This window comes from Nocardioides sp. CF8 (assembly GCF_000389985.1).
Lineage (GTDB): Bacteria > Actinomycetota > Actinomycetes > Propionibacteriales > Nocardioidaceae > Nocardioides > Nocardioides allogilvus.
Window position 1 is genome coordinate 2,203,620 of the sequence record NZ_CM001852.1, and the last position, 7,610, is coordinate 2,211,229.

The 7,610-nt window shown below is 71.1% G+C and carries 7 protein-coding genes; 4 read left to right on the plus strand and 3 right to left on the minus strand.

All coding sequences use genetic code 11. The annotated features are described in order from the left end of the window. The first annotated feature begins 44 nt into the window (after positions 1–44). Positions 45–1,289 carry a phospholipase D-like domain-containing protein gene (locus CF8_RS10780; protein WP_036490749.1) on the plus strand — a complete coding sequence of 415 codons (1,245 nt, stop codon included), beginning with the start codon at positions 45–47 and terminating at the stop codon, positions 1,287–1,289. Positions 1,290–1,295: 6 nt separating this feature from the next. Here the strand turns inward: CF8_RS10780 and CF8_RS10785 are convergent, their stop codons facing one another. After that, positions 1,296–2,222 carry a DNA-3-methyladenine glycosylase family protein gene (locus CF8_RS10785; protein WP_010833153.1) on the minus strand — a complete coding sequence of 309 codons (927 nt, stop codon included), beginning with the start codon at positions 2,220–2,222 and terminating at the stop codon, positions 1,296–1,298. Positions 2,223–2,253: 31 nt separating this feature from the next. On the opposite strand from CF8_RS10785, the gene CF8_RS10790 reads away from it, so the two are divergent. From CF8_RS10790 to CF8_RS10800, 3 genes are read left to right on the plus strand one after another with little or no spacing between them, the layout of a single operon-like run. Next, on the plus strand, positions 2,254–3,099 hold the full coding sequence (locus CF8_RS10790) for a tryptophan 2,3-dioxygenase (RefSeq protein WP_010833154.1): 846 nt from the start codon (positions 2,254–2,256) through the stop codon (positions 3,097–3,099). Positions 3,100–3,117: 18 nt separating this feature from the next. Beyond that, entirely contained in the window at positions 3,118–4,629 is a 1,512-nt protein-coding gene (locus CF8_RS10795) for an ATP-dependent DNA ligase (protein WP_010833155.1), read from the plus strand. A 53-nt stretch (positions 4,630–4,682) separates the two neighbouring features. Beyond that, entirely contained in the window at positions 4,683–5,381 is a 699-nt protein-coding gene (locus tag CF8_RS10800; protein ID WP_010833156.1) for a TetR/AcrR family transcriptional regulator, read from the plus strand. On the opposite strand, the gene CF8_RS10805 is transcribed toward CF8_RS10800, so the two are convergent. Together CF8_RS10805 and CF8_RS10810 are read right to left on the minus strand one after the other, a co-directional pair. Then, positions 5,378–6,757: a dihydrolipoyl dehydrogenase family protein gene (locus CF8_RS10805; RefSeq protein WP_036492869.1), complete on the minus strand. Its 1,380-nt coding sequence runs from the start codon at positions 6,755–6,757 to the stop codon at positions 5,378–5,380. The genes CF8_RS10800 and CF8_RS10805 overlap by 4 nt on opposite strands. 5 nt (positions 6,758–6,762) lie before the next feature. Beyond that, a complete protein-coding gene (locus CF8_RS10810) occupies positions 6,763–7,572 on the minus strand; it encodes a DUF1206 domain-containing protein (RefSeq protein WP_010833158.1) in 810 nt (269 codons plus the stop codon). Positions 7,573–7,610 lie beyond the last annotated feature (38 nt).

Below are 7,610 nucleotides of genomic sequence, written 5' to 3' on the forward strand. Positions count from 1 at the left end.
GGGTGTCACCCCAACCCGTGATCCTTAAGGGCTAGATTGTCCCCGTGACTGCCGCCCGCGTGCTGACCTCCGTCCGCCGGACGTTCCTGGCGGTCTTCGGGTTCCAGGTCGCGTTGGCCATCGCGCTCTCGTTGGTCGACTCCTACCGCCGCCGCGGCAAGAAGCCCAAGCCCTTCCCCGTCACCCCACCGCGCACGGTCGAGATCGGCGAAGGGACGCTCACGACGTACACCTTCGGGATGGATCTCTACGACGACATGCTCGCCGCCATCGACGGGGCGAAGAAGCAGGTCCTCTTCGAGACCTACATCTGGAAGGGCGACGAGATCGGCGAGCGGTTCAAGACCGCGCTGATCCGGGCCGCGGAGCGTGGCGTCGAGGTCTACTGCATCTACGACGGCTTCGCCAACACCGTCGTCTCGCCCCGGTTCCGCCGCTTCCCCGCCACCCTGAAGGTGCTGCGCTACCCCATCTGGTCCGCGGGCCTGCGCTTCTGGGACCTGCGCCGCTACGGACGCGACCACCGCAAGATCCTGGTCGTCGACGAGGAGGTCGGGTTCGTCGGGGGCTACAACATCGGTACGCCGTACGCCACCGAGTGGCGCGACACCCACGTGCGCATCACGGGCCCGGGGGTGTGGGACCTCAAGCGTGCGTTCGCCGACTTCTGGAACCTCAACCGCCGCAAGCGCATCGGTCGCAGCGAGCGACCGCTGCTGCTGGAGACCGCGTCGGTGTGGGAGCCGCGGATCCGCTTCGCGCGCAACGTGCCGCGGCTGTGGATGTTCCCGATCCGCTCGATGTACCTCGAGGCGATCAACCGCGCGACCAACAACATCTGGATGACGCACGCCTACTTCATCCCCGACCAGGACTTCGTCGACGCGCTCAAGGACGCCTCTGCCCGTGGCGTCGACGTGCGGCTGCTGCTGCCGCTGAAGTCCAACCACATCGTGGCCGACTGGATCTCGCGCGGCTATTTCTCCCAGCTGCTCCACTCCGGGGTGCGGATCTTCCGCTACAGGGACGCGATGGTGCACGCCAAGACGTCGACCATCGACGGCAACTGGTCCACGGTCGGCACCGCCAACGTCGACCGCCTGAGCCTCCAGGGCAACTACGAGATCAACGTCGAGGTGATCGACGAGGCCATGGCCGCGGTGCTGGAGGAGATCTTCCTGCGCGACGAGTCCAACTCCCTCGAGCTCACCAGCCACGAGTGGGAGGCCCGCGACCTGCACCGCAAGTTCACCGAGTTCGTGCTGGCTCCCCTGCGCCCGCTCCTCTGATCCCCGCTAGCGACGACCGGGCGTGCGTCCCGGCAGGTGCGTCCGCGGCGACATCCGCGGCCCCCTGCGCGGCCGGCCACCGGCGAACCCGTGGATCAGGCTGACCGCCCGGTTGCGTTGCGGCCGCCACGGCTCGAGGAACTCGGCGAGCTCGGCGTCGGTGAAGGGAGTACCGGTCATCGCCCAGCCGATGTCCTTGGCGACGTGGTAGTCGCCGAAGCTCACGGCGTCGGGGTCGCCCAGCGCGTGTGCGCGCACCTCGGCACTGGTCCAGACCCCGATGCCGGGCAGGCTGCGCAGCCGCCGGTCGAGGTCCTCGGGCCCGTCGTGCCGCTCCAGCGCGTCGGCCACCCGGGTCGCGGTGACGATCGCCCGCGACCGCGCCTGGTCGACGTGCAGCCCCAGCCACGCCCAGCTCGGGATCATCCGCACGGTGGCCGCATCCGGGGGCACCCAGAGCCTGAGGTCCTCGCCGGGGCCGGGTGCGCGCTCGCCGTACCGGAGGACCAGGGAGCGGTAGCCGGCGAAGGCCTCCTGGCCGGTGACCTTCTGCTCGATGATGCTCGGGATCAGCGTCTGGAGCACGAGTCCGCTGCGACCGAACCTGCCGTGCGGTCGGCGGCGCCACGCCTCCGCCACCAGCGGGTGGATCGGGTCGAACCCGCTCACGTCGTCGTCGGCCCCCAGCAGCCCGGGAACGGACTCGAGCACCCAGTCGGCGCCCGCGCCCCACGCGCTCGCGTGCACGACGCCATCCGGGCGCTGCTCGATGCGCAGCGTCGCCGGGCCGACAGGCGTCCGCACCCCGCGCCAGTGGGCGCCAGCGGGGTCGATGCGATAGCTCGGGTCGGAGCTGCCGCGCCGTTGCTGCCGCAGGATCGAGCCGGCCGGGCACGGCCAGCCCGGCCGCCACTCCCGGGTCTGCGCCTGCATGCGGAAACCTTACGGTCGCTAGGTTGAGGACATGGCAGAGCACCGCGAGATCGAGGCAGGCATCGAGAAGGACTTCACCCAGCAGATGTCGTACGGCGACTACCTGCGCCTCGACCTGCTGCTGGGCGCCCAGCAGCCGCAGAGCGATCCCCCGCAGCACGACGAGCTGCTGTTCATCGTCCAGCACCAGACCTCCGAGCTCTGGCTGAAGCTGATGGTGCACGAGCTCCGCTCCGCGCGGTCGCTGCTGGCCAGCGACGACCTGTCCCCCGCCCTGAAGCGGCTCGCCCGGATCAAGCACATCCAGCGCGTGCTCACCGACCAGTGGTCGGTGCTCGCGACCCTGACGCCGAGCGAGTACGCCGAGATCCGCCCCTTCCTCGCCACCTCCTCGGGCTTCCAGTCGGCGCAGTACCGCGAGGTCGAGTTCCTGCTCGGCAACAAGGACGCCGACATGGTGCCCGTCTTCAAGCACGACCCGCCCGCGCGCGACGCGCTCGCCACCCTGCTCCGCGAGCCGTCGCTGTACGACGAGTTCCTGGCCTACCTCGCCCGGCGGGGCTACAACGTGCCGGCCGAGGTGCTCACCCGCGACGTGACCCGCTCGCACCCCTCCTCCCCCGGGTTGGTCGAGGTCTTCGCGCAGGTCTACGCGGCGCCCGCCGACCACTGGGGTGTCTACGAGACCTGCGAGGAGCTGGTCGACGTGGAGGACAACTTCCAGCAGTGGCGCTTCCGGCACCTCCAGGTCGTGCAGCGCACCATCGGGCACAAGGTCGGCACCGGCGGCTCCTCCGGCGTCGACTTCCTGCGCCGCGCCCTGGACCTCACGTTCTTCCCCGAGCTGTTCGAGGTGCGCACGCGCATCGGGGGCTGAGGACGGCAGACTGACCCCATGCTCCTCGCCGAGATCGTCGCCACGTCGGCCGCCGTGGCCGCGACCAGGTCCCGCAAGGCCAAGGTGCTCGCCCTGGCCGACGCCCTGCGGCACGCGGGGCCCGACGAGCTCGAGACGGTGGTGAGCTATCTCGGCGGCACGCTCCGGCAGCGCCGCACCGGCCTGGGCTGGCGCGGACTGTCCGACCTTCCCGAGCCTGCGGCCGGGTCGACGCTGAGCGTCACCGAGGTGCACGAGGCCTTCGACGCACTCGCGCTCATCGCCGGCACCGGGTCGCAGGCCACGCGCAAGGCGGCGGTGACGGCCCTGTTCGGCCGGGCGACCGCGGCCGAGCAGACGTGGTTGCGCGGCCTCGTCACCGGCGAGGTCCGCCAGGGCGCGCTCGACGCCCTCGTGCAGGAGGCGGTGGCCCAGGTCGCCGACGTCCCGCTCGTCGCCGTACGCCGCGCCGCGATGCTTTCCGGCAGCACGCTGGCCGCCGCCGTGGCGGCCTTCCGCGGCGGCGAGGCCGCACTGTCGGAGCTCGGGCTCGAGGTCGGGCGCCCGATCCTGCCGATGCTCGCGTCCAGCGCACCCGACATCGAGGCCGCGATGACCAAGGCCGTGTCGAGCGGCCCCGTGGCCATCGATACGAAGCTCGACGGCATCCGGATCCAGGTGCACCGCCGCGGCGAGGACGTGCTCGTGGTGACCCGCAGCCTCGACGACATCACGGCCCGGCTGCCCGAGGTCGTCGAGGTCGTGAGAAGCCTGCCCGGAGGCGACCTGGTGCTCGACGGCGAGGCACTGATGCTCGGCCCCGACGGGCGGCCCCGTCCCTTCCAGGAGACGGCTTCACGCACCGCCCAGGCCAGCGGGGCGGCCGTCGTGCCCTACTTCTTCGACCTCCTCCACCTCGACGGCACCGACCTGCTCGACGCACCCGGGACCGAGCGGATGGCCGCGCTCGACGCCCTCGTGCCCGAGACCCATCGCGTACGCCGCTTGGTGACCGACGATCCGGAGCAGGCCGCCGAGTTCGTGGCCGAGACGCTGGCCGGGGGCCACGAGGGCGTGATCGTGAAGGACCCCGCCGCGCCCTACGACGCCGGCCGACGCGGCTCCGCCTGGGTCAAGGTCAAGCCCGTCCACACCCTCGACCTCGTCGTGCTCGCAGTGGAGTGGGGCAGCGGACGGCGTACGGGCCTGCTGTCCAACATCCACCTCGGCGCCCGGGACCCGGAGACCGGGGGCTTCGTGATGCTCGGGAAGACCTTCAAGGGGATGACCGACGAGATGCTGGCGTGGCAGACCGAGCGCTTCAGCGAGCTCAGGACGTCCGACGACGGGTGGGTCGTGCACGTGCGTCCGGAGCAGGTCGTGGAGATCGCGATCGACGGCCTGCAGCGCTCGAGCCGCTACCCCGGCGGCGTCGCGCTGCGGTTCGCGCGGGTCGTGCGCTACCGCGACGAAAAGACGGCGGCCGAGGCCGACACCCTCGACGACGTCCTCGCGCTGAAGACCTGGTGAAAGAACCGTCACACGTGTGTAACTGTCCGTTGCACGACGCCTAGACTCGGGGCATGACCACCGCCGCTCACGACACCCCACGAGTCGACGGCCGCCGCACCGCCGCAGCGGCCCGCCGCCGCCAGCGCGAGCGCGAGATCCTCGAGGCGACGCGCGCCCTCTTCGACGAGCGCGGTGTGCGCGACGCACAGATCGAGGACATCGCCCAGGCCGTGGGGATCAACCGGGCCATCGTGTATCGCCACTTCACCGGCAAGGAGGAGCTCTTCGCGCTGACGCTGGTCGGCTACCTCGATGAGCTCCGCGTCGCGCTCACCGACAGCGTCGAGGACCTCACCGGCAGCGACGAGCGCGTGCGCGCGACCGTCGGGGCGTTCGTCGACTACGGCCTGGCACACCCGGCGTTCGTGGACTGTGCCCAGGCGCTGATGCGCCGGACCGGCCCCGAGCTGCTGGAGGAGATCAGCGAGGGCGCGATGTTCCGCCTCGGCCGCGCGATCTCCGGCTGCCTGGCCGTGCTCTCCGAGATCCTCGACGAGGGCGTCGAGCGCGGCGACTTCAAGGTCGTCGACACGACCCTGCTCGCCAACCAGCTCTATGCCAGCGGCCTCGGCGCGCTCCAGCTGGCCCGGGTCGGCATGCTGGTCAGCGAGGCGGCCCCGGGCATCCCGCGCATCGACCGGGTCTCCGGCGAGCAGGTCAGGACCTATCTCGTGACCTCCGCGCTGGCGCTGGCCCACCAGGGTGTCTAGACCGGCTCTCCGGCCGAGTCCAGTTCCTCCAGCGCGACCTCGATGGCGCGGTGGAACGTCGGGTAGGCGAAGTGCATCCGCCGGATCGTCGCCACCGGCACCTCGGCGTGCACGGCGAGGGACAGCAGCCCGAGGACCTCGCCACCGGACGGACCGGCGGCCGTCGCTCCGACGAGCACTCCACGCGAGGTGTCGGCCACGAGCTTGATCAACCCCTCGTTGCCGACCTGGTGGATCCAGCCTCGCGACGACTCCGGCAGCTGCGCGTGCCCGACCCGCACGGACAGGCCCTGCTCGCGCGCCTGCGCCTCGGTGATCCCGACGGAGCCCACCTCGGGGTCGGTGAAGGTGACCCGCGCGACCGCCCGGTAGTCCGCCTCCAACGGCGCCGTGCCGAGGATGTTCGCGACGGCGACCTCGCCCTGGTACATCGACACGTGGGTGAACGCGCCGTGCCCGGTGATGTCCCCGACCGCCCACAGCCGCTCGGCCGCCCGCATGTGGGCGTCCGTCGGGACGGTCTTCGCCGACGGGTCGAGGCCGACGGTCTCCAGCCCGATGTCGCTGATGTTGTTGCTCCGACCGGCCGCCACGAGCAGCTGGTCGGCGCGCACCTCCTCGCCGTCGACCTTCACCACGAAGGCACCGTCCACGTGGTCGACCCGCTCGATCTGCACGCCTGTGCGGACCGCGATCCCCTCCTCGGCGAAGATGCCGGCGATCAGGGAGGAGGTCTCCGGCTCCTCGACGGACAGGATGCGGTCGGCGACCTCCAGCACCGTGACCTCCGAGCCGAAACGGGCGAACGCCTGCGCGAGCTCGCACCCGATCGGGCCACCGCCGATCACGATCAGCGAGGACGGCAGGTCATCGACCTTCACGACCTCGCGATTGGTCCAGTACGGCGTCGCCTCGAGTCCCTCGATGGGCAGCTTCGCCGGCGCGGTGCCGGTGTTGAGCACGATCCCCCGGGCCGCGACGTACTCGTCCTCACCGACCCGCACCCGGCCGGGTCCGGTGAGCCGACCGTCGCCGCGCGCGATCCGCACGCCCGCGTCGGTCAGGCGCTGCACGTGCGACGCGTCGTTCCAGTCGTCGGTCGCCTGCTTGCGGATCCGCTCCGCGACGTAGGACCACGTGGGCGTCACCGACGCCGGCCCGACCAGCTCATCGGCGTGGCCCACCTCGGCGACGAGGTCCGCGGCGCGGATCATCATCTTCGAAGGGATGCAGCCGTAGAACGGGCACTCGCCGCCGACCAGGTCGCGCTCGATGCCGACCACGTCCAGGCCTGCCTCGGAGAGCTTCTGCGCGGCGTACTCACCACCGGGCCCGAGGCCCAGCACGATGACGTCGCATTCGGTCGCAGTCTTCACGGTGATCACCTGTCCAAGTGGCGAGCGCGGGCGAAACAGAACAATCCATAGCAGGCCAGTCCCAGCGCCATCGCGATCAGGAGCGCCTGCCCGAAGGGCTGGTCGAGCACGGTCTGCAGTGCCTGGTCGAGGCCGCCCGACTCCTTGGCCCGGTGGGTGATGGCGGCGTAGCCGAAGAGGCCGCCCACGATGGCGATGGCGATGCCCTTGGCGATGTAGCCGACCTTGCCGAACATGATGTAGGCCGAGCCGTCGTTGCCGGACTGGCCCTGCGCGTCGAGGTGCTCGGTGAACTTCTCGGTCCAGCCGCGGTGGACGAGCCGGAGGCCGTAGCCGGTGATCGCCAGCGCGACGGCGCCGACGAGGAACTGCCCGGCCGGCAGGTCCATGACCTTCGCGGTGGTCGAGTCGGTGCCGCCCGACGATCCGTTGCCGACCGCGGTCTTCACGGCACTCACGCCCAGCGCGGCGTAGACGACGCCCTTGCCGAGCGAGGCGAGCCGCTTGCGCCAGCGCTTCGTGGTGTCGCCGACCTCGCGATAGCCGAACCCGAACTCGAGACCGCGCCACACGACGAGCAGCAGCATCCCGACCGCGATCGTCCAGAGGAGTACGGCGCCGAGCGGCTGCTCGGCGATCGCGTGCAGTGCGCCCGCGTTGGACGCGCTCTCGGATTTCTCCCCCAGCGCGAGCTGGCCGGCGAGCCAGGCGACCATGAGGTGCACGGCGCCGTAGGCCACCAACCCGATCCGGACCGCGTGGTCGAGCCATTGGCTCTCGTGCGCCTGCTGGGCCTGCTCGGCCATCTCTCCCATGGACGCCACCCTAGGTGTTCTGTCCGGACAGGTTGGGC

Coding starts and splice junctions, on each gene's coding strand:
- CF8_RS10790 (WP_010833154.1), top strand. CDS start 2,254: ATGGCAGAGCACCGCGAGATCGAGGCAGGCATCGAGAAGGACTTCACC.
- CF8_RS10785 (WP_010833153.1), bottom strand. CDS start 2,222: ATGCAGGCGCAGACCCGGGAGTGGCGGCCGGGCTGGCCGTGCCCGGCC.
- CF8_RS10795 (WP_010833155.1), top strand. CDS start 3,118: ATGCTCCTCGCCGAGATCGTCGCCACGTCGGCCGCCGTGGCCGCGACC.
- CF8_RS10810 (WP_010833158.1), bottom strand. CDS start 7,572: ATGGGAGAGATGGCCGAGCAGGCCCAGCAGGCGCACGAGAGCCAATGG.
- CF8_RS10800 (WP_010833156.1), top strand. CDS start 4,683: ATGACCACCGCCGCTCACGACACCCCACGAGTCGACGGCCGCCGCACC.